We start from the raw sequence: 21,224 nt of genomic DNA on the forward strand, positions 1-21,224 counted from the left end.
GATTAGGCTTCTTATTATGGAAGCTCGTGACGCCGTGAACCGCTCGACCGCTGTCGCGCTGCGGCTGGCCCTGGGGTCGTTCAAGCGGCGCACGCGCGAGGCCGCCGCGCAGGGGGAGCTGACGACGCCGGAGCTGTCCGTGCTGGCGCAGATCGATCGGGCCGCTCCGGTCGCGATCGCCGATCTCGCCCGGGCGCAGCAGATCACCCCGCAGTCGATGGGGGCGACCGTCGCGTCGCTGGAGAGCCACGGGCTGGTGGCACGGGCCCCGGACCCCGAAGACCGGCGGCGGTCGCTGCTGACCGTCACCGCGAAGGGCGGCGACGTCCTGCATTCCAGTCGCGATGCGATATCCGATCGCATGGCTGCCGCGCTCGGCGAGTCGTTCACCGATGCCGAGGTCGCTGTCCTGGCGGCCGCCGCTCCGTTGCTCGAAAGGCTTTCCCAGCGCTTCTGACCTGAACCCGCAGTCGCTCCCGTGCCCGGCACGCGGGGCTGCTCGTCGCGCCCAGTCGCACGTGAAGAAGGTTGCCGTGTCCTCGACCGAAGTGTCCCCGGTCCGGCCGGGTCGGAACGAGAATCCGTTCTCCTGGCGGTTCACCGCGCCGCTGTTCCTCGGTTCGGCTCTCAATCCGGTCAACAGTTCCCTGATCGCGACCGCGCTGCTGCCGATCGCCCGCGACGTGGGCATCCCGATCGGGCAGACCGCGGCGCTGGTCGCGGCCCTCTACCTGGCGAGTGCGATCGGCCAGCCCGCCGCGGGCAAGGCCGCCGAGGTGTTCGGGCCCCGGCGGGTGTTCGTGTCGGGCATCGTGCTGGTGATCGCCGGCGGCTTGTTGGGCGGGTTCTCGCAGAACCTGTGGATGCTGGTCCTGAGCCGGGTGGTGCTGGGACTGGGCACCTCCTGCGCCTACCCGACCGCGATGCTGCTGATCCAGCGCCGCGCGCGGGAGGCAGGGATGGACAAGCCGCCGGGCGGGGTCCTCGGCGGGCTGATGATCGCGGGGATCGCGACCGCGTCGCTGGGGCTTCCCCTCGGCGGCGTCCTGGTGAACGCGCTGACCTGGCGGGCTGTCTTCTTCGTCAACGTGCCGGTCGCCGTGCTCGCGCTCGTCGCCGCGGCCGGGTGGATCGCGCCCGACCCCCGGCGCGAGCATCGGCTGACCGCGCGGGAGATCGCCTCGAAGCTGGACCTGTGCGGCATCGTCCTGTTCGTCGGGGCCATGTTGTCGCTGCTGGTATTCCTGTTCGGCCTGCCTTCCGCGCGCTGGTGGCTGCTCGCGTTGTCGGCCGCGCTGTGGGCGGTGCTGGCGTGGTGGGAACTGCGGGCGCGGACTCCGTTCGTGGACGTGCGGCTCCTGGCCGCCAAGCCCGGGCTCGCCAACACTTATCTGCGCTTCGGCTTGACCCAGTTGTGCGTGTACGTCGTGCTGTACGGCATCACCGAGTGGGTCGAAAGCGTCCGCGGTTTCAGCGAATCCGCGGCCGGGCTGCTCCTGCTGCCGATGACCCTGGTCTCGGGTCTGCTCATCGCGCCGCTGTCCCGGCGCGGCCTCGTCCGGGGACCGGTGCTCGCCGCCGCGGCCGCCTGCCTGCTCGGCTCGGCCGGCGTCCTGCTGCTCACCGCCACCGCGTGGATCGGCCTGGTGGTCGCCCTGACCCTGGTCTTCGGGCTCGCCATCGGCTTTTCCACCGCGGGCAACCAGATCGCGCTCGCCGAGCACGCGCCCGCGGAGCAACTCGGCACCGCGTCCGGCTTGCTGCGCACCTTCGGCTACGTCGGTTCCATCGGCGCCAGCGCAGTCACCGGCCTGGTCTTCCAGCACGACGTCACCGACGGCGGCGTCCATCTGATCGCCTGGATCATGACGGCCGCCAGCCTCGTCCTCGTCGCCCTCACGCTCGGCGACCGCACCCTGCGGCGCTGACTTTCCCGTCAACCAAGGAGAAAACCATGCCCGTCACCACCATCGACCCCGTCACCGCGCTCGTGGTCGTCGATCTCCAGTCCGCGGCTACCGCCATGCCGACCGTGCACCCGTTCGACGGCGTCCTGGCCAATGCCGTCAAGCTGGCCGACGCGTTCCGAGCCAAACAGCTCCCGGTCGTGCTCGTCAACGTCGCCGGCGGCGCCCCGGGCCGCACCGAACACGGCTTCGGGGTCGCCGACCTTCCCGCCGGCTGGCAGGAACTGCTGCCAGACCTCGGCCGGCAGCCCGGCGACAAGACCGTCACCAAACACACCTGGGGCGCGTTCCACGGCACCGGCCTGGCCGAGCACCTCCGCGAACTCGGCGTCACCCAGGTCGTCGTGTGCGGGATCTCCACCGCGATCGGCGTCGAGTCCACCGCACGGCAGGCCCACGAGCACGGATTCCACGTGACCCTGCCCGTCGACGCCATGACCGACCTGGACGTCTCGATGCACGACAACTCGGTCGCGAAGATCTTCCCCCGGCTCGGCGAAACCGGGACCACCGCGGAGATTCTCGCCCTCCTCGCTGCCTGAGGGCTCTGCCGCACGCGCGCGGCGGTTCAGCGAGCGTCGGTTGCCAGAGTCGCTTCGCGGATCGCTTCGGCCACGCGGGCGACGGGTTCCGGCATCGGCTGGGGGAGCCGGGTGAGCACGACGCGCCGGTTCTCCGACGGTCCGCCCCGGACGGGGAGGACGCGGACGCCGGGCGGGACGGTCGGGGCGAGCATGCGCGGCACTGTGGTGATGCCGCAGCCGGCCGCGACGAGCTGGAGTTTCGCCAGCCAGTCGCGGGAGGTGTGCGCGATCACCGGTCGTTCGGCGAGTCCCGGCCAGGCGCCCATCTGGAGTTCTTGCGCGGCACCGGCGATCCAGCGCTGGCCGTGCAGGTCCGCGACGTCGATGTAGTCGCCGCGGGCGAGCGGATGGTTCTCCGGCACCGCGACGCACAGACTGCGTTCGGTGAGCACTTGAACTCGCAGCGGCGGGGTTTCGGTGTCCAGCGAACGGTACGGGGGAACGGACGCGAGCACGGCGAGGTCGATCGTGCCCGCCCGCAAGGCGCGCACCAGCGCCGGGCTGCTGCCTTCGCGGGAGGTCACGGTGATCGCCGGGTGCGTTTCGCGCAGCAGCGCCAGCGCGCGGGGGACGATGACGGCGCCGGCGGTGGCGAACCAGCCCAGCCGGACGTGGCCGGATTCCTCGGGCAGGCCGGCGAGTTCCCGTGCGGTGGCGTCGATCTGGTCGACGACGTCGGCGGCGCGGCGCAGCACGATCCGGCCCGCCGGGGTCAGCCGGACGCCGTCGTGCCGTCGTTCGAGCAGCGGCGCGCCCGCGGCCCGTTCGAGCGCGGCGATCTGCCGGGAGACCGCGGACTGCGTGTAGCCGAGAGCGGATGCCGCCGCAGTGAGCGTGCCCCGTTCGGCGACCTCGCGGAACACCCGGAGAGCGACCAGCGAAGCATCGGTGAAGGCCATGACAGTCACGCATACCATGGTTGAGGATATTTCGCTCCCTACATGACCAATAGCGGCTTAGCGTGGTGGGCATGACCCTGATCCACACGCCGTTCGGCTTCGCCAGCACAGCTGCCGAAGTCGTTGCGGGCATTGATCTTTCCGGCCGCCGCGCGATCGTGACCGGCGGTTCGTCCAGGCTTGGCGTCGAGACGGCGCGCGCCTTGGTTTCGGCCGGTGCGGAGGTTGTTCTGGCCGTCCGTGACACCGCTGCGGGCGAGCAGGCCGCGAAGGACGTCATCGAGACGACCGGCCGTGCCGCGGTGCGCGTCGCGCCGCTGGATCTGGCCGACCAGGACTCGGTGGCGGCGTTCGTCGCGGCTTGGGAAGGACCGCTGCACCTGCTCGTCGCGAACGCGGGAGTGATGGCCTGCCCCGAGCGGCGCAATGCGGAGGGCTGGGAGTGGCAATTCGCCACGAACCACTTGGGCCATTTCGCGTTGGCCACCGGTCTGCACCGCTCGCTCGTGGCCGAGGGCGCGCGCGTCCTGGCGGTCAGCTCCAGCGGGCATCAGCTCTCGCCGGTCGTCTTCGACGATGTGCACTTCGCGTTCCGCGCCTACGATCCATGGCTGGCCTATGGGCAGTCGAAGACCGCGAATGCGCTGATGCCCGGGGCGATCCTCACGAATCTCCAGCGACACACCGGCGGACGCGGCAGCGGGACGGTCGGGCCGGAGCTGATGAAGACGCCTCAGCAGGGCGCTGCCACGTCGGTGCTGCTCGCGACGTCGCCGTTGCTCGACGGCATCGGCGGCCGGTATTTCGTGGACTGCAACGAAACCCCGACGATCGACCGGCGCGACGAGGCCCCGCAGCTGCACGGCGTGGCGCGCTACGCCCTGAACCCGGACAGCGCGGAACGGCTGTGGACGTACTCTGAGAAACTGGTGGCGGGAGCATGAAGATCGCAGTGGTGACCGGTGCGACGCAAGGACTCGGCCTGGCGCTGGTCGAAAGCCTCGCGCAGCGGATGAACCCCGAAGACATCGTCTACCTCACCGGCCGCGACTCCACCCGTGTCCAGCAGGCAGTCGAAACACTGCCCGCCGGCGGCGCGCGAGTGCGCGGCGAAGTCTTCGATGTCGGGGTCCCCGACGCGGCGGCACGGTTCGCCGGACTGCTTCGGGAGCGGCACGGCGGCGTCGACATCGTGTTCAACAACGCCGTGATGCGAGTCGGCCCTGACGACGACCCGCGCGCGATCGTCGACGAGTACACCCAGGTGAACAACTTCGGCACGACCAGGGTCCTGCGCGCGTTCGCTCCGCTGCTGCGTGACGACGCGCGGCTGATCGTGGTGGCCAGCAGTCTCGGCACCTTGCACCACCTGGCCCCGGTCCTGCACAGCCGGTTCGCTGAACTGTCCTCTTTGGACGCTGTGGACGAGCAGGTGGCAGCGTGGCGAGACGCGGTCCGCGACGGCAGCGCCCGCGCCGGGGCGTGGCCCGGGTTCGTCAACATCCCGTCGAAGATCGCCCAGGTCGCCGCGGTCCGCGCGCTGGCGTCCGCGCGCCGGGCCGAGGACCGGCGGCGCGGCATCCTGCAGGCCGCGGTCTGCCCGGGGATGATCAACACGCCGACGTCGGGACTGTGGTGGGACGTGAGCACCGCGCCGAGCCCGGCGCAGGCGGCGGTCCCGCTGGCGGACCTGGCGCTGGGTCCGGTCGACCCGGCGCACTATGGGGAGCTGGTCCGGTTCGGCAAGGTGCTGCCGTGGTCTGTCGGCGGGGCCGCGCGGTAGCGAGCAGCTCGGACATCCGGCTGAACTGGGCAGGGAAATCCGCAGCGCACGACCGTCGCCGCCGGGCATGCGGACCCGATCGATTCGGTGCTCGCTGCGGGCAAGCTCGACGGAAGCAGGCGACCGGGAATGAGACTGCCAAACGATCTCTTCCCGGTCGCCGCTGATCCGCTTACTGCTGAAGGGAATTCGCGGCGTCGTGGATCACGTCGAGGACGAAGTCCGGGCGCGAGAGCATCGGGACGTGGCTGCTGTCCACTTCGTGGGTCTTGGCGCCCATGCGCTTGGCGGCGGATCGTTCGAGTTCGGGGTTCACGGTGCGATCGTTGGCGGCGACGATGAACCAGGAGGGCTTGGTGCGCCAGGCGGTGCCGGGAGCCTGCTGGGTGAACAGGTCTGAGACGGGCACGGCTCCGGTCGCGAGGACGAGCTTCTGTTCGGCTTCGGGGAGGTCGCCCGCGAAGTCCGCGATGCCGGAGGAGCGGAGCCATACGCGGTTGTCGGCGATCTCGACGTGGTCGAAGACGGGCGTTCGGCTGAACTGGTCCTGGTGTTGCTGCGAGGTTTCGTTTTCGTCGGGGGCGAGCGCGGCGATGTACACCAGTGCGCCGACGCGCTCGTGCGTGCCCGCCTTGGTGATCAGGGTTCCGCCGTAGGAATGGCCGACGAGCACGATCGGGCCGGGGACGCGGTTGAGCGTGAAGGTCACGCACGCGACGTCGCTTTCCAGCGAGTCGAGGCCGTGTTGCGAGGCGAGGACCTCGTGGCCTTCGGCTTGCAGGGCGGGGATGAGCTTGGCGAAGCAGGAGCCGTCGGCCCACAGTCCGTGGGCGAAGACGATGCTGGGCTTGGCTGCCATGATCTTTCCTTCCTGGCGAAGGTTCGAGAACGGCATTGGCCGGTGCGCCGGGACCGCCGCGGCGGGCCGGTCCTCAGCCGAGGTCGGCTCGGGCGGGTGATCGGCGGCTGGATGAGGAAGCGGGGATTGCGGTGCCGCAGCGGTTTGCGGCCAAGTCCTGGACAGCGCGTTCTTCTGTCATCGCTCGTGGTCCTCTCCGGCACGGCTTGGCAGGATCGGTCGCAACAGGGGAGCGGAACCAAACCATGCTCGCGGAGCCGGACTGGCTTGTCCAGATCCGGTCGCCGCGATCGGACCGGCTCAACCGGCGGGCAGGTACGGCATTCGGCGCACGTCGCGCGGATATCCGGCAGCGGTCGGCGGTGAATTGTCCGGAACGGGGTGCATCGTGCGATCGGCCACTCCGCCGGACGGCCGAAATCGATCCGCTGCCGCGGCATCGGTGGTGTTCGCTGATGCCGCCGTCCGCAATGAACCTCTTGATCGGGGCTTGGTGGTGCCGGGATGTACGAGATTCCGCCGACCGCGGCTATGCGGGACTGGGCGGTCGCGATCGACGGCGATCTCGCCGCGTTCCGATGCGCGTCGCGGAGCGAGCCGCTGGTTCTGCCGCGGATGTGGCCGGGGCGGGGGCTCGGGGTCCGCGACGCCGATGTCCGGGGCCTCGCGGCCGCAGTGTCCGAGGCGATGAAGACGCCTGGCTACTGGCTCGCACGCCGCCGAGCGGGTTGTCCGTGGGAGGAGCAGCCATGGGGTGCGGCGCACCGGGATGCTGAGGAAGGGTTCGTCTATGTGCCCGGGCCGTGCGGCACTCCGGGCGACGCGGTCGGATATCGTCCCGCCTGCCGGTTTCCGGTGGCATTGCGGGATCTGCGAGGCCTCCGGATCCGGCTCGCGGCCTGCCTTCACGCGTGCGTGCCCGGTGGCGCCCGGTCGTGAACCGAGTCGACGGCAACCGTGGATCCGGCGGTCTTTCGCGCGGCGGCACCAGGTCGAGCAGACGGTTCACTCGTTGCGCTGAGCGCGCAGTCCACCATCGGCCATACTGCGCGACATGAGCCAGCCATGGCCGGTGCACTCGAGGGAACGCGAAGATCGCCGCGAAGTGCGTGCTGTGTCCGGAATCTGGACGTCGACCGCCAAGTGCCGTGCTGTTCGCTACAACCGGACGTGTCAGAGCCGGTGCCTGGCCGCCCGGAACACACTCAGCTCTGAATCCCCCGATCCGATCTCACGATCCGTTGCCGCAGCGAGTCTTCCAGTTGTCGAGCGCACGCCACCCCGACGTTCTTCGTCGAGGGCTGCCGCCTGCGGGGCAGCTACGACGCGCGCACCCTGACCGCGACGCTGGAGTCCGCGGTCGAGGATGGATGCTCCCGGCGAGGCCATCGGCTCGTCGCACAGGAGGCGTCTGACGGTGATGTCGTCGAAGGGCAGCCCGTCTGTCGCCTTCGACGCTCCGGCCGCAGCCGGCAGAACGCCTTCGGGGTTGACTCCGACTGCGCCGCTGAACAGGGAGTCGAACGGCCGCAACGTCGGCGGGAGCCCGCCGAGACGGCGGCCGGGCAAGCCCGCTGGGACAGTCGGAGTTCGGCGGTCGGGCCTGCGGCGGCAGGCCCCTTTCTCTCGCCTCGGCCCGTTTCCGACGGAAGGGCGAGTGGTGAGGGCACCGGAATCTGCGGCTTTATGTGGCGCTGGTGTCTGGCCGTTCGTCGGTTGCCGAGGCTTGGAGGAGGCGGACGGTTTTCAGCAGGTCCGCTGATCGGTTGCAGCGGGCTGGATCTTCACGCCAGGCATCGAATGACAGGTGCGGTACCAGCTCGTCGACGCAGCTGGCGAGCAGCTGGTGTTGTGTGGCCGTGAGCCGGCCGCCGGACTCCTGGAACGCCGTGACGCAGTGGCTGATGTCCTGGCCGATTTGGTCGCTCGTGCTGAGCGGAGGCGTAAGCCGCTGCTGGTGCCAGAATCGCAGCGCGTGCAGTCCGGCAGGTCGGGGTGCGCCGTACCAGTGTGTCGGGGTGTATGGATTGACCTCGGCGGGGAGTGGGGTGCGCTGGCCGCGCCGTTTGGCTGCGCGTCGTGCGGCGGCATAGGCGCGAATCTCGGTGTGCCAAGCATTCCGGCTGGCCTGGAGCATGTCGAGGGCATCCAGCAGCGCCGCTTCGTTGCGCTGGAAGGGGCCTGCTTCGTGCTGAAGAAAGCTCAGCGTGGCGTGAAAGCCGATCGGCCGGTACAGCTGCACGCAGGACCGCAGCGCCGAGACGCGGTGCTGGTGGGGCAGGGCGGGGTCGCGCACTTTGCGGGCGAAGTTGCCGAAACTCACTTGGTACCACTCCGGACACGGTCGAGCACCCGGGACACCGTCGGCCGGGACACCGAGAACAGTTCAGCCAGCTCGACGACGGGTGTGCTTGCCGGCCTCGTGGAGCCCGACCGGGCGGGCCTGCTGCCAGGCCGGCAGCTTGGGCTGCTTGCCTTTCGCCTTGGCGATGGCCACGCCCTCAAGGGTGCGCATGCGCAGCCAGATCGGCTTCGAACTCGGGGAAGGCAGCCAGGATGGCGAAGAACGTCTTCCCCCATCGGATCGGGCAGGGGGTCGCAGACGGAGCCGTCCACGGACAGGGCGACTCCTTCGCGGCCAGGGAATCGCCGATCTCGCGGGCGTTGGACGCCGCCGGGCCGGGCGTGTCCAGCCTGGGCACGGCCGAGCGTGTCCCCGGCGCGGACCGCGTTCAGCGCTGCCGTCGTGCCATGGCGGTGCGGGCACTATCGGCAGCGGACACGACCACATACGAACCAACCACCATCCCGATGGCAACCATCAGCGCCCCCACGCCCCACAGGCCAGAGCTGTCCGCAGCAATCGCTGCCCCGGACCACGCCGCCGTGAACACCACGGACATGACCGGCACCACCACCCATCGAGGCAATCCGATCATCGTTCCGGCTACCGCGAGCACAACCAGGCACAGCACGCAGCCGGCGACTTGCCACGGTTCGTACGGTCCGGTGCGCTGCCCCGTGACCGGATCGACCTGATAAGTGGTGTCCGATCCCAACCACGACCACCACGTGGCGACGGTCAGGCCTGCCAGCACGATCGCCCCCAGTACCGAGCGCACCCGGTGCGGCGTTGGCCCGGGCGGGTCCTGTCGATGATCCATCCCGACAGTCTTCCTGCCGAGGCAACCAAACAACCACCCCCGTCATCGACGTCACACAACGCTGAAGCTTCCGCGCCATCAAGCTCTGAAGGCCACAGGCTCCTGCGGGCACGCTCGCGCGGGCTGCGCCCGCGACCCGCCGCGAGGCGACACGTCCCGTCGGCCGCCGCAGTTCCGGCGTTCGCGGTGCACGGTCTGGCGGACCGCCCAGCTGACTCTGCTCTGCGAGCCCGCCGAGGTAGTCCGTATCGGACGTCACCGTGTGCGGGGGCAGCGTCAAGCCACGTGCTGATCCTTGTCGGGCGGCATTCGCCGCGATCGTCCGCCCGCCGCAACGCCGTTGTTGCTGACGCGGTCGGCCGACCGGTATCTGGCCAGAGCGCGGGAACAGAACGAAGCGCTTCGGGACGGTGGTCGGCTGCGCGACGACGGTGCTGTCATGACTGGCACCGCCGATGTGATTGGCGTGGCGTTGGCGGCTGGGCCGGAGTGTCCAGACGGTGGTCAACAGCTCCGACGCGAGCACGTTATCTGGCTTTGGCACAGTCTGCCGAACTCAACCGGGGGGCTTGGGCCGGGTCCGGGCGGGGAGCAAAAGCCCAGGCTACGGCCGGGGGATGCGGACACCGGCGGCGCGGAGCTTGGTTTCGACCAGCGCAAGGGCCTTCGCCGCGGCCGATCCCTGTTCTTCGCCGTGGTGGGCGATCAACTGGTACCGGGTCGCGGCTTCGGTGCGGGCTTGCATGCCGGTGACGATCTTCAGGTGTGCCGGGTTGGCGAGGTAATGCTCGGCCATTTCGGTGGCGAGTTCGTCGATGCGGGGGTCGTCCGGTTCCCAGGCCGCGGCTTCGGCGCCGCGCTTGATCAAGGTGACGTAGCGGGGGTCGCCGAGGGCGTGCTCGAGGTCGGCGAGGTAGTCGTCGAATCCTTCGGGGGCAAGGGCTTTGGCCAGTACCCAGCCTTCCCTGGCCGCCGCTACCTCGGGCGCGGGGAAGCCGAGGCCGGGCATCCGCTCCAGCAGCGCCGCGGCGCGGTCCGGCAGCAGCGCCCGGTCGCCGTCAGCGAGGCGGCCCAGCAGGTCGCGCCGCTCGGTCAGTTCCTCGATTCGTTCGGTGAGCTGCCGTTCGACGTCGGCGAGTGCGGTGGCGAGGGTCGCGGCGTCGGCGTCGAGCAGGGCACCGATCTCGGCCAACGGGACCCCGGCGGAGGCCAGCGTCCTGGCCTGGACCAGCCGCAACAGCTCTGTTGATCCGTACCGCCGGTAGCCGGAGCTGTCGCGGTCGGGCTCCGCGACCAGGCCGAGTTTGTGGTAGTGCCGCACCGTTTTCACCGTGACGCCGACGAATGCCGCCGCCTGCCCGATGGTGACTCCGTTCTTCATCTGCTCAGCCTGCCTTGTGCTCGCGCGGCCTGGTCCGGTGCCGGTCAGAACACTTGACGGAGAAGGCTTCGCTGGACGCTCTGGAAGGCCGCCGCGACGGACATGCTGGCGTCGTCCACGCAGTTCAGGGCGGCAGTCAGGGTTTTGGTTCCGTCGGGAGTGCTGTACATCAGCGCCGCGTGGCCGCCTTGCGCGCCGTTGTGGGAGATGACGGTGCCGCCGGTTTCCGTGGTCAGCACGAAGACTCCCAGGCCGTAGTCCATGTTCGGGATGCCCGTCGGGCGCGGGGCGCACATCTCGGCCAGCAGTTCGGCGGGCAGGAGTTTGCCGCCCAGCAGCGCGGAGACGAACGTGGCCAGGTCCTGGACCGTCGAGATCATGTCGCCGCCGGCGGACACCCAGGAGGGGTCCTGCCGGGTGATGTCGACCGTTTTCCGCGCGCCGCCGTCCTCGTGCCGGTAGTAGGCATGCGCGTGCGGCTCGGGGATCTCCGCGTCGCCGGGGACCAGGGTGCCGGACAACCCGAGCGGCTCCGCGATCCGCAGCCTCGTCTCCTCGGCGGCCGGGCGGCCGGTGATCTTCTCGACCAGGAGCCTGGCCAGCACGTAGTTGGTGTTGGAGTAGCTCCAGCCTGTTCCCGGCTCGAACCGCGCCGGCCGGGCCAGCGCCAGCTCCACCAGCTCCTGCGGCCGGTATGCCGTGAACCGGTGGTTCAGCCACTCCTCGCCTTGGGGGCCGTAGGGCATGGGAATTCCCAGCGCGACGGTTCCGTCCGCGTTGACCTCGCCAGTGAAGTTGAACAGCCCGCTGGTGTGCTGCAACAGCATCCGGACCGTGATCCGCTCGTCCAAGCCGAACTCGGGCAGGTAGCTGGTCACCGGGGCGTCCAGCCCGACCTTGCCCTCGGCAGCCAGTTGCAGCACCAGGGTCGCGGTGAAGGTCTTGGTGTTGCTGCCGATCCGGACGTGCCCGGCCGTCGACGGCCGGGCACTCCCGCCCAGCTCAGCCGCTCCGGCGCTGCCGGCCCACACGCCTCGCTCGTCCCGTACCTGCAGCGACACCCCGACGAAGCCGGCCTCGACGATCTCCTCGAGCGCCTGTCGCAACTCCGGACGGTCTGCGGCGTGCTTGTCCTGGTGGGGGAGGGGGATCGTCATGGTGCTTCGCTCCTACGGATCGGTGCTGCCGGGGCGGCTTCCTGCCGCTGCGACGAGCTTTCACCCTGACCCGAGGTCAACCTCAACCATGGCCTGGCTCACACTTCCGCGGGGTTGTCACGCGGGCGGCTGGGTGACGAACCCGAGTCTCCGGCGTGCAACGATGAGGGCCCGTTGCCGCGGGCTGCTGTTTATGCCCAGTCGGCGACAAGCCCAGCGTGTGAGATCTTCGGCGCGTACCAGCCGCCCGGCGCCACGTCCTCGCACGGATTCCTGTAGTACCAGGGCCGTTTCGTCGACCTGGGATCCTGCATCCCGAGTGCGGTGGACGGGTGGGGACCGGTTCTCGGGAGCATTTCCGGCGGCGGGCCCGCGGGGTGGTACCGCGGCTCGACGACCGAACTGTTCCCCGTGGCCGGTCGTGGTGACGCCCGCGCTGACCCGGGCAGGACGAGGGCGGGAAAGCCTTCAACGTGGGAGAGCGGGGCGTCCGACCGCCGGCTGATCTGCTCGGACTTGCCGGTCGGAGCGAGTCTTGCGTCGAATATGCTTGTTGAAAGGGCGCTGATCGCACGCGCATCGGCAGCCGGGTATCTGGCTGGTGCCGGTCCAGGTTCGGCTTTCGTTTTCCTGGTGGAGAGCGAAGATCGTTGCTTGGACGCGGTCCTGCAGGCCGCGTTTGGTGAGGATGCCGCGGCGGCGTCGCGGACCGCGGTAATGACGTCCTCTACCGCGTGCCCGTCCAGCACGGGCACGAACAGCACGGGCACGAACAGGTCGAGCAGTAGCACGTCCGGGCGGGTGGCGGCGACGATGTCCAAGGTTTTGCGGCCGTCTCCGGCCTCGCCGACCACCTCGATGTCCGATTCCTGCCCGAGCAGACAGCACAGCTCGTCTCAAACGACGCGATGGTCGTCGGCGATCACTACCCGGATCGTCATGGCGCCGGCACCCGCACGGTGAGCGCCGCACCGCGTCCGGCTGCGCTCTCGATGTCCACGGTGCCACCAAGTTCGGCGACCAGATCGCGGATCTGGGTCAGCCCGGCCCCGCCGCGCGGGGCGGCGGGTCGAAGCCGGTGTCGCGGACGCAGTGCATCGGGAGCGGCGCAGTCAACCTCGTGAGCCGTGCTAAGTGAATTCGGCGGCCATCCGCTCGCGAGCTGCCGTCTTGGCTGCGGTGTACCTGAAATTCCTGGACTTGTCGACCGGATTCCTCCGGTCCAGAGGTGCAATCCGATCGGCCGCAATGGACGCTGTCCCCCCCCGCGGCACCTGCGCGATCCCGCGCACCACCACCGCATTGCCCTGCAGGACGCGTCTAGCCCGGTGAAACGAGCGGAAACAGGGCATGCGAGTGCAAGTTCGGCAAGACGGTTCCTAGTAGACACGGTCTCCGGTGGTGTCCATTCCGGTGGGGTCGTGCAGTTCGATCCAGAGGTAGTGAACTCCGTCGGCGTGATAGAGCTGGTAGGTCGAGGAGTAGGACCAAGGGGTGGCCATGTTCTTTCCGGTGCTGGTGGTCGACCACAGCCTCAGCATGCAGCCGCGCAATCCGATCAGCGTCCCGTAGGCCCAGTGCCCGTCGTTCCCTCGGGCCACCCAAGCGTGGCAGTCAGGTGTCCAGGCGTCGCCTCCGAGCCCGTCAGCGGAAGCACTGCCGGTGCAGAAGAAGAGACTGCCTACGGCGATCGCGCCGATGACTGCGGATTTGATGCCGCGCCGCTTGGGGGCGTCTGCCGAACGGGATGAGCGAGTTGGCTGTGGCGGGCGCTTCATGTGTCTCCTCAGGGCTGTTTGTGCTTCGTGCCTGGACGTGGGCGAATGCGGTGGTGATGTCGGCGGCGACGGATGGTCGCCCCTGCGGTGACCTTATGGACCTGGGTCCTTCCTCCGTCCTGGATTCGTCCTTGCGCGAGGTTGGCCAGTGGGTCGGGCGACCTGCCTCACGGGCTCACCGGACGGCGGACGTGCGCGCTGCGGATGTCCGCCGCGCCCCGGCCAGGCGGAGCCGTCCGAGGCCGAGGGGCGGAGGCCGCCATCGTGTGCTGCCGCCGGAGTTGCTGCGTTGTGGTCCGTGCGCGGTGGGGCGAGAATCGCCGCGGAGGGGCTTGCGGTCCTTCGGGGCTATGGCATCGGACCGCCGCGCGAGGCGGTCCGATGCCGTGGGAAGGTGTCGGCGGTGATGCTGGACGCTGAGCACACAGCGTTCGCGTTCTTCGATTCCTGCGTGCGCGATGGACACCGGGCGGCCGCGCCTGTGGAATTTCGTCGACGCACCGACCGGGCCGGTCGTGGAGGGGACACGGGTCTCCCCGGCGCCGTCCGGTCGGGTCCTCGCGGGAGCGTGAACCGCGGGGCGCTGCCGGTCACTGGGCGGCGACCATGGCGCAGCGGAGCGATCTGCCGTTCCGGTTGCACTGCGCGGACATCTGGGGATCCAGCCAGTATGCGTCGCGGTCCAGCAGTCGCATGTTCTTGGCGAATCCGCCGAACCTGTTCATCGAGCCGGTGTTCTGGTTCCCGGAGATGGACGAGCGTCCGCACACCTCGGTCCATTGGGGTGCGTAGCCGCCGATGTTGCGGAGGTGGATGGTCGCGTCCACCTTCGTCGCGTATGTCTGCAGGCATTCGCTGCCGGAGAACACCGGGTTGAGTCCGTCCTCTTCGGCGGGCATTCCACCGCTGTTGTACGTGGCGTTGCCCGCGAACTCGTCACAGCTGAGGGTGTCTTTGGCGTCGCTCAGCACAGCGCGGTCCCCATTGGCCGCCGCCCATCCGGCCTCGCCACAGATGACGGCTCTGTTGGTTTTGCCGCCTTCTCCGTCCGTGTCGCCGCCCCGTCCGCCCGGCAGGTAGTAGAGCGGCTTGCCCAGGTCATGGCTGCCCGGGTGATTGTTCAACTGGCTCTGGACCAGCCAGGCGTGCGCGGCCGCCTGCGGGTACTTGCCCGCGTTGAAGGTGAACGTCGGGGCATAGTTCGGGAAGACGCAGCCGCCGGTGGCGTTGGCGACGGTGTCGCAGCGGACTTCGTCGAGCGGCGTCGGAGGAGCGTGGCCCCACTGGCTCCATTGGACGGGGGGTATCGGGAGGGTCGGATTCCCGGTGGCGGCAACGACGTTGGCTTCGAGCCGGAAATCCGGGGTGAAGGAGTGGACCGCTTTTGCCGTTGTGTTGTCCCAGGAGTACCCGGTGGTGAGTTCGGCCGTGTGGCTGTCGCCGGGTATCCAGATCGGGGGGCTGGTCCATGTCGCGCCGGCGCCGGGTGTGCATCCGGAGCTGCACAGGTGCTGGACGGACAAGCTGATCTCGGCCATGGCGGGCGGAACGGAGATCGCTTTGACCGTCAGGTATTCCGCGAAGGCAGACGCGTCGGACAGAACCAGTTCCCGGGTGAAGCGGTACTCCGCCGTTGCGATGACCGCGTTCGTCTTCGCGTCGATCAGGCCGATGAGAAGGATCTTGTTCGAGCACTGGACGCGCCGGGTGTCCATCATCCCGGGGTCGCCTGGGTGGCACCAGTCGCCGTTGTCGTTCGGCGGCGGCGCGGGCTGGGGGTTGGCGGTGTCCGCGGGCGGGGCCAGGTCGACGCAGATCCGGCGGCCGCCGCGCACCGGTCCGCAGCGCGGCGACGGCGGGGCGGCGGAGGCGTGTGCCACGTTGGTGCCGTGCGGCAGCGGCGGGGTGACCCGGGTGTCCGGCGCCTGGAGCTTCAGGTCCGGATCGGGGTTGGCGGGGCGGGCGTCGGGAAGCGTCAGGTCGATCGCCGGGCCGTCGGGGAGCCCGTAGTCTCCGGGGACGAAGGCGACCGCGTCCCAGGCGATGTCGTCGTCGGCGTTGCCTGTGGTGACGGTGTTGGACAGGCTGACCGCGGGCGTGGCGGCGTTGAAGCGGTAGGCGCCGAGGGAGGCCCACTTGCCGGATGCGTTGGCGAGCTGGTTGATCGTCTTCTTGACGGGGCCGTAGGCGGTGTCGATCTGGTAGACGGCCTGGACTGCCCGGGCTCCGGTGTCGGGGACGTGGACGAACACCTCGCCTTGGGGCTGGGGCAAGGGTGTGTTCAGCTTCCATTGGCCGAGCACGGTCATGCGCCCGCCGACGCCGCCCAGACTGGCCTTGTCGCGGGCGTGGGCGTACCAGAAGTGGCCCTGGTAGCCGCCTCCGATCTGGTGGAGGTCGCCCTTGGCGTCGTACCGGCCCATGGTGTCGGGAGAGAAGGTGAACTGGAAGGTGCCCTGGGAGGAGATGATGCCGCAGTCGCTCCAGCTGTTGGTGCCGGCCGGGACGGAGTGCACGACGAGCGACCCGGCGGGCGGCGCGGTGCAGTCGGGTGTGCCGTACTGGAGGCGGTAGCCGCGGCCCGGTTCGGCGCGCAGGGTCTGGTACTTGATGCTCTCGTGGCCGCAGGTGTCGGCGCAGCCGGGTTTCCAGACGGTCTTCTCGTTGTGCCACCAGTGAAGTTGGTCGCAGCCCTCGGTGTGCTGGATCTCGCACGGCGGCGGGTTGGCGATGTCGCAGGCGTTGTCGGCGGTGCAGAACGTGTCGAGCGGGGGTTTGACGGCGCTGCGGTCCTTGTCGCTGAGCCACCAGGAGGGCTGGAACCCGGCGGAGGAGAAACCGCTGTCGCCTGGCCAGTCCTGACGCCCGGAGGTGCCGTACGAGTGGCCGGTGTCGATGGACCAGGCCGCCCAGCCCATCACCTTCTCCTCGTAGGGCCAGTCCTGCGGGTGCGCGGCGTCGTGGTTGGCGTTCGAGTCGAGGGTGGTGTCCATGAACGCCTGGCGGGAGGGCGGATAGATGGGGTTGGCGGGGTTGTTGTACCAGCCAAGGCCCCACGGAATGCCCGGGGCGCCGCCGGGCCGGTTGAAGCCGAGGTTGTAGTTCCACACCGCGGCGAACCAGTTCTCCGGTTTGGCGGGGTCGTCGTTGTTGACCGTGACGGTCTGGCCGCTGGTGTGGATCTCGTTCCATTTGTCCGCGAGGATCCGCAGCGACGCGGCCACGTTGACGGTGTAGTCCAGTGCGACGGCCCGTTGCACGGTGGGGGCCAAGGCGGTCTCGCCCGGCTTTTCGTGGCCGGCCATCCGCATGCCGTCGGTGATCTGGCCCACGCCGTAACCGCAGTCGGACTTGCTCCAGTCGATCTTCCAGTAGTCGTTCGGCGCCGGCCCGCTGTGGCCGTAGAAGCCGGCCGTCGATGCCAGCGGGCTGCCCATCTGGCCGGGGATCGCACCGGATTCGGCCTGCCAGAGGTTGGATTCCTGGGCGAGGACGCCGAGTTCGACCTGGGCCGGGATACGGCCGCCGCCGGTCAGGGCCGGCACCGGGAACAAGGCCTGCGGGTCGACGGCGGCAAGCCCGATCTGGGTGCGCCAGCCTCCCTGGGCGATCCAGTTGGCGGTCAAATCGCCGCGTACGGCCATGTCGACGGCCCACTCGACCTGATTGGGCGTGGGCTGCAGGGCCTGAGTGTTGATGTCGTTGCGCGGTACCGAGCACCAGCGGTCGGTGTCGACGGGGTCGTGGTCGATGGTGTCCGCTGCGCCGGTGCGGGCGCTGTGCGGCTGGGAGGCGCCGCCGGCGTCGGTCAAGGCGGGGGACTGGTTCGTGCCGGTGGGCACGGCGGGGGCGGCCACGGTTTCGGTGACCTTCTGTCTGGTGGCGGTCGCCGTGGCGGTGAGCATCAGTTGCCCGTCGTCCTCGGCAGGGGCGCGTTCGGCGGCCGGTTCGGCCCCGCTGAAGTGGCGGCCGGCGTCGGCGATGCGGGACAGGCCGGCGCGGACAGCGGGGGACAGCACCGGGTCCACGGCCAGGAGCCCTTTAGTGGACACGTCCGTGTCGGCGGCAGCGTCGATGCGTGTGACGCCGGTGCCTTCGGTGTGCACCGCACCCGTGGGATGTCCGGTCAGGAATACGCTGCTGGTCCCGGCCTGCCGCAAGGACAGGTCGGCGAGGCTGCCGGTGGCGAGGGTGGAGATCGTGCCGCTGCGCAGGGTTTTGGCGTGCGCGGTGGTGTGCGTGCGGTCGAGGAAGGCGATCGTGCCGTCGGCGGCGGGGCGGATGTCGAAAGGCACGCTGTCGGCAGCGGCCAGATTCCGCGTGGCGCCGGACCGGCTGATGTGGACCACGTAGTGGTTCAGGGCGGCTACGGCGCCGTCGGCGACGGGGACCGCGGAAGTCACCTGTCCGGTCACGGTGGTGTCGGCCGCCGTGCGGCCGGTGGAGTCAACCGTGATCAGTCGCGTCTTGCCGTCGCGGAACGCGGTGAAGGCAGCGGTGCGGGTGGCCGGGTTGCAGGAGGGGTCGAAGTAGGCGAGGGACGCGGTGAAGGGCAGTTTGGCGACGGTGCCTGTGTCGAGGTCGACGACGGCGGCGAATGCCCCGCCCAGCATGAGGTCCTGATGATTGGCGAAGGTGCGAGGGGCGTACACCACCGCCGCGTGGGAAGGGTCGAGGAGGCACTGGTTTCCGATCCAGGTGTCGGCGGGGACGCCCGGCTCGGCCACCACGGCGGCGGTCCGCCACGTGTAGGCGTCTTTGCTGTCGGCGATCAGCACATGCAAGCCGTCGCGGTCAGCGGCCGTCGTCACGGCACGGTCGTCGGAGGTTCGCCAATTCGGGCCGAGCTTGTCGTCCGGCTCCGCGACCCCTCCAGCGGCCCGCCGGACGCCGTGCACGGCAGTAGGTGCCGACGCGGTACTCGCGCTCGCGTCCGGTGCGCCGGAAACCGCGCATACGAGGCCTATCAGGGCCACGCCGACGGCTGCGGCGGGCCGTCGTCCACGCAGGGATCGCATGCGGTCCTCTCCTTCGCCGTCATGAGGGTGATGCCGACGAGCCGAGCGGCAGGACAGCCAGGCCCTCGGCTTCCGCGCCGGTGTGCGGACATCGGTGCTGGGGGTCCCGCGTATGTACGCCGGGGCCTCGGTTCGACCGGCTGCGGGAACTCGGTCGACACGCTCCCACCGGTCGTCCTGCATCTGTCCTGGCGCGAGGTCGGCCCGGGGCGGTCATCGTGACGAAGTTCTTGGCGGAACATCAGGTTCGGCGTTCTCGGGCCGCCGCACGTCCAGATCGCCGGGCGTGAGGTCCGTCAGGTCCAGCACGCAGCCGCCGGGGCGCGCCGCGATCTCGCCGGGGCGGTGCACCCGGCTCGTTGATCAGCACGCGGCGCGGCGGTTGCCTGATCCGGCTGGGACCGCGGCGGCGACCACCGCGAAGACGACCACCAGCGGCGCCCTTCCGGATAAGCCTCGCGCCACCACAATCACCCCGCAGGTCTCTGAGCTTGAGCTGCCGACATCACGCTGTCGGCAATCCCTCCTGCTTCCGTTCCGCACCAGGAGGGATTTGCCAGCGCCGCATAGTGGGAAATCCCGTTTCGGGCCCACAGCAGGGATGGGGCTACTACTACCGGGCAGTGATTTCGTGCATCGGGTCGCCGCCGCACATCCGTGACCACTGCGTGCCACCCGCCAAGTATCCTGTCGACTGCGTGCACTCCACGATCACCTGGCCACCCCGGCCCCACCGCTCGCCGTAAACCGTTCCCTGGATGGGCTTTTCCGGCGACCACGACACGGTCTTCACCCACGCGGCGTCGCACGCGGGCGAGAATCGGAGGTAGGCGTAGAGTTGGGCGTCCAGCTGGATGGTCTGGTCGGTGCGCGCGTCCGCGGCACAACCCTGCGCCTCCGGGTCCTTGCCGGTGCAGCCCGACCCGTGGCAGCGCGCAGACGGAGACGCGGACGCGGACCCGAGCGGCCCGGCCGCCGTGTACACGCCGGCGACGGCGAGCGCCGCCAGCGCCGCTGACACCACCCTGCGGCCCGTTCCAGCCATCGGGCGTCGCTGTCCTTCGTCGCTCATTGATTCTCCCTCCTCGCGGGGACTGCGCCCCGCTTCGACGATCACCACTCGCCCGTCAGCTTGTCCGTGCTCGGCACTCGCTCGGTGCCCATGCCGGTGTACGAACATCGGTGTTGGGGGCTTCGCGGGTGTACGCCCGGCCCGCCTCGGGGCTTCGGTTCAACCTGTTGCGGGAACTCTGTCGACGCGGGTCCGCTGGTCGTCCTAGATTTGTCCTAGTGCGAGGTCAGCCGGGGGGTGCTCATCGTGACCGGGTCCTGGGGGAACCTCAGGTTGTTGCCCGAATGACACCTGCGTGCCGCGGGTGTGAGCCCAGGGCACGCAGGGGCTGTCACTTCGGGTCGAGCACGAATACCGGGACCTGCCGGTCGGTCATCGCCTGGGTCTCCGCGTAGCGCGGGTACGCCGCGACGGCCCGTTCCCACCACTCGGTCCGCTCGGCGCCGTCGACCTCGCGCGCCACGTAGGTCTTCGTGACGGTCCCGTCCTGCAACGTGAACTCGGGGTGCGCCTTGATGTTGTAGTACCAGGCGGGATGCTCGGGGGCACCGCCTTTGGACCCCACGACCGCGTACCTGCCGTCGTGCTCGACGCGCATCACCGGCGTGTAGCGCAGCTTGCCCGTCTTCGCGCCGCGCAACGTCAGCAGCACCACCGGTGCCCCGCGCATCTCGACGCCCTCGGTGGTCCCGGTCTCGAGGATCCTCTTCGTCTGGTCCTGTACCCAGTCAGTGGGACTCAGCTCTGCGGTCTTGTCCGTCATGCCCCGCCCAACGCTCTTTGCGCAGCACTCATTCCGGCTCGCACGCCGCACGGAAAGACGGCCGGAACCGCGGGCAACTTGTCGACTGCCGCTTCGACACCTGAACCACAAGCAATACCAACACCGACACCGCCAGCAGAAAAAATCGCGTCGCAGGAGGGAAAACTCCGGCTTCACGCGGTCCACCTGGACATCCCCTGGTACCCGGACGCTTGGCCAAGGGCGAAGTCGTCAACATGTGAACCTGCATCGTGCCGACGTTGCTGCCGCACCTGAAAGCCCCATTTCACGCTGCTGGTGTGGAGGATGTCCCGGCCGCCCTGGGGGTCAACGAGCAGGTTTCCGAGATGCTGACAGGATTCCGACAGCCGCCCCAGCCCGAGCGCGTCAGGCCCGCAGGAGGGGACGCAGAGGGAATCCGGAACGACGGATCAGAAGCGGCAGAAGACGACCGTCTGACATTCGTCCCTGGCGATTCGGCTGACACGTGCGCAGAACGCAGGCTTGGCAGCGCCGTTCACCAACACTGGACTGTGACGCGCATCCAGGATGCGTGCACAGGATCGCCGGGCCGCGACCGCCAGGAGCGATCGGCTGCATGCGTCGCGGAGTGTGTCGGCAGAGTTGGTTGCTCTCGCGATAAGCCCGTCCGGGCGACGAGACGTTCCTCGGTGTCGCCGGCAGGTCCGGCCTTCGGCACACATGCAGCAGCGGGAGAAGGCCCGCCCGGCTCGAGGGGAGGTGTCGGGCGGAATTCCCTCGTCTAGACACAATGATGCGCTGCGGTCAGACCTCGCTC

Annotated in this window: 16 protein-coding genes; 6 read left to right on the top strand and 10 right to left on the bottom strand. The window is 69.5% G+C overall.

What is annotated here, in order from left to right:
* Nucleotides 1-16 precede the first annotated feature (16 nt).
* From ACFORO_RS19785 to ACFORO_RS19795, 3 genes are all read left to right on the top strand, one after another.
* On the top strand, nucleotides 17-457 hold the full coding sequence (locus tag ACFORO_RS19785; RefSeq protein ID WP_377871733.1) for a MarR family winged helix-turn-helix transcriptional regulator: 441 nt from the start codon (nucleotides 17-19) through the stop codon (nucleotides 455-457).
* Nucleotides 458-533: 76 nt separating this feature from the next.
* Nucleotides 534-1,928, top strand: a complete 1,395-nt coding sequence (locus ACFORO_RS19790) for an MFS transporter (protein ID WP_377871732.1) — start codon at nucleotides 534-536, stop codon at nucleotides 1,926-1,928.
* 26 nt (nucleotides 1,929-1,954) lie between these two features.
* Nucleotides 1,955-2,509, top strand: coding sequence for an isochorismatase family protein (locus tag ACFORO_RS19795; RefSeq protein WP_377871731.1), 555 nt, complete (start codon nucleotides 1,955-1,957; stop codon nucleotides 2,507-2,509).
* A 26-nt stretch (nucleotides 2,510-2,535) separates the two neighbouring features.
* Here the strand turns inward: ACFORO_RS19795 and ACFORO_RS19800 are convergent, their stop codons facing one another.
* Nucleotides 2,536-3,450 (bottom strand): LysR family transcriptional regulator, encoded by a 915-nt coding sequence (locus tag ACFORO_RS19800; protein ID WP_377871768.1) that lies wholly within the window; start codon nucleotides 3,448-3,450, stop codon nucleotides 2,536-2,538.
* Nucleotides 3,451-3,521: 71 nt separating this feature from the next.
* Here ACFORO_RS19800 and ACFORO_RS19805 point away from each other — a divergent pair, with 71 nt between their 5' ends.
* Together ACFORO_RS19805 and ACFORO_RS19810 are read left to right on the top strand one after the other, a co-directional pair.
* Complete coding sequence (locus tag ACFORO_RS19805; protein ID WP_377871730.1) at nucleotides 3,522-4,394, top strand: SDR family NAD(P)-dependent oxidoreductase; 873 nt, start codon at nucleotides 3,522-3,524, stop codon at nucleotides 4,392-4,394.
* A complete protein-coding gene (locus ACFORO_RS19810) occupies nucleotides 4,391-5,233 on the top strand; it encodes an SDR family NAD(P)-dependent oxidoreductase (RefSeq protein ID WP_377871729.1) in 843 nt (280 codons plus the stop codon). Before ACFORO_RS19805 ends, ACFORO_RS19810 begins: the two co-directional genes overlap by 4 nt.
* 172 nt (nucleotides 5,234-5,405) lie before the next feature.
* Here ACFORO_RS19810 and ACFORO_RS19815 read toward each other — a convergent pair whose 3' ends face one another.
* The gene (locus ACFORO_RS19815; protein WP_377871728.1) at nucleotides 5,406-6,092 is read right to left on the bottom strand and encodes an alpha/beta fold hydrolase; all 687 of its coding nucleotides are present in this window, start codon (nucleotides 6,090-6,092) and stop codon (nucleotides 5,406-5,408) included.
* Nucleotides 6,093-6,596: 504 nt separating this feature from the next.
* Here ACFORO_RS19815 and ACFORO_RS19820 point away from each other — a divergent pair.
* Nucleotides 6,597-7,031 (top strand): hypothetical protein, encoded by a 435-nt coding sequence (locus ACFORO_RS19820; RefSeq protein ID WP_377871727.1) that lies wholly within the window; start codon nucleotides 6,597-6,599, stop codon nucleotides 7,029-7,031.
* Between the two features lie 745 nt (nucleotides 7,032-7,776).
* Here the strand turns inward: ACFORO_RS19820 and ACFORO_RS19825 are convergent.
* From ACFORO_RS19825 to ACFORO_RS19860, 8 genes are all read right to left on the bottom strand, one after another.
* Nucleotides 7,777-8,415 carry a hypothetical protein gene (locus ACFORO_RS19825; RefSeq protein WP_377871725.1) on the bottom strand — a complete coding sequence of 213 codons (639 nt, stop codon included), beginning with the start codon at nucleotides 8,413-8,415 and terminating at the stop codon, nucleotides 7,777-7,779.
* Nucleotides 8,416-8,824: 409 nt separating this feature from the next.
* Nucleotides 8,825-9,256: a hypothetical protein gene (locus tag ACFORO_RS19830; RefSeq protein ID WP_377871724.1), complete on the bottom strand. Its 432-nt coding sequence runs from the start codon at nucleotides 9,254-9,256 to the stop codon at nucleotides 8,825-8,827.
* A 604-nt stretch (nucleotides 9,257-9,860) separates the two neighbouring features.
* Nucleotides 9,861-10,637: a MerR family transcriptional regulator gene (locus ACFORO_RS19835; protein WP_377871723.1), complete on the bottom strand. Its 777-nt coding sequence runs from the start codon at nucleotides 10,635-10,637 to the stop codon at nucleotides 9,861-9,863.
* A 44-nt stretch (nucleotides 10,638-10,681) separates the two neighbouring features.
* Nucleotides 10,682-11,794 (bottom strand): serine hydrolase domain-containing protein, encoded by a 1,113-nt coding sequence (locus ACFORO_RS19840; RefSeq protein WP_377871722.1) that lies wholly within the window; start codon nucleotides 11,792-11,794, stop codon nucleotides 10,682-10,684.
* A 1,379-nt stretch (nucleotides 11,795-13,173) separates the two neighbouring features.
* Nucleotides 13,174-13,395, bottom strand: coding sequence for a hypothetical protein (locus ACFORO_RS19845; protein ID WP_377871721.1), 222 nt, complete (start codon nucleotides 13,393-13,395; stop codon nucleotides 13,174-13,176).
* Nucleotides 13,396-14,162: 767 nt separating this feature from the next.
* A complete protein-coding gene (locus ACFORO_RS19850) occupies nucleotides 14,163-18,590 on the bottom strand; it encodes a golvesin C-terminal-like domain-containing protein (protein ID WP_377871720.1) in 4,428 nt (1,475 codons plus the stop codon).
* Nucleotides 18,591-19,203: 613 nt separating this feature from the next.
* Nucleotides 19,204-19,662, bottom strand: a complete 459-nt coding sequence (locus ACFORO_RS19855; RefSeq protein ID WP_377871719.1) for a DUF2690 domain-containing protein — start codon at nucleotides 19,660-19,662, stop codon at nucleotides 19,204-19,206.
* A gap of 331 nt (nucleotides 19,663-19,993) precedes the next feature.
* On the bottom strand, nucleotides 19,994-20,425 hold the full coding sequence (locus ACFORO_RS19860) for a nitroreductase family deazaflavin-dependent oxidoreductase (RefSeq protein ID WP_377871718.1): 432 nt from the start codon (nucleotides 20,423-20,425) through the stop codon (nucleotides 19,994-19,996).
* Nucleotides 20,426-21,224: the final 799 nt, after the last annotated feature.

Origin of the sequence: Amycolatopsis halotolerans (assembly GCF_042647905.1) — a bacterium.
GTDB classification, from domain to species: Bacteria; Actinomycetota; Actinomycetes; order Mycobacteriales; family Pseudonocardiaceae; genus Amycolatopsis; species Amycolatopsis halotolerans.